1 protein-coding gene is annotated in these 385 nt (G+C 67.5%); it reads right to left on the bottom strand.

What is annotated here, in order from left to right; translation table 11 throughout:
* Positions 1–263 (bottom strand): GTP-binding protein (locus tag NE591_RS13180; protein WP_371130618.1); only part of this gene is annotated, 263 nt, incomplete at its 3' end.
* Positions 264–385 lie beyond the last annotated feature (122 nt).

Raw genomic sequence — 385 nt, 5'->3', positions numbered from 1 at the left:
GCTCCGTGGAGCTGAACACCCGCGGAGGCGACGCCGGCCTCCTTGATCTTGAGGGCATCCACGTCGGATTCCAGGTCTGCCTCGATGACGCCGAGGGCCTCGACGCCCCGGGCACGCAGCTCGCGGATGAGCGCGAGCAAAAGCGTCGTCTTGCCGGCGCCTGGGCTCGCCATGACGTCCACGAAGAACGTGCCCTCCTGGGCGCGCGCCGCGCGGAAGGCGTCGGCCGCCTCGTCGTTGGCCGCCAGGATGTTCTTCTTCACTTCGATGACGCGCGTCTGATCCCAGATGCCTCCTTCGCCGGCGCCGAGCCCTGCCGCCCGGCGCCTTCCAAATACTGTTCAGTTCCATAGTAACGGGCGCAGCGCCCTTTGGGCAATGCAGA

This window comes from Adlercreutzia sp. DFI.6.23, assembly GCF_024462535.1.
Lineage (GTDB): Bacteria > Actinomycetota > Coriobacteriia > Coriobacteriales > Eggerthellaceae > Adlercreutzia > Adlercreutzia rubneri.
Note: the sequence above shows the minus strand (reverse complement) of the source record. Positions and strands in the feature narration are given on the sequence as shown.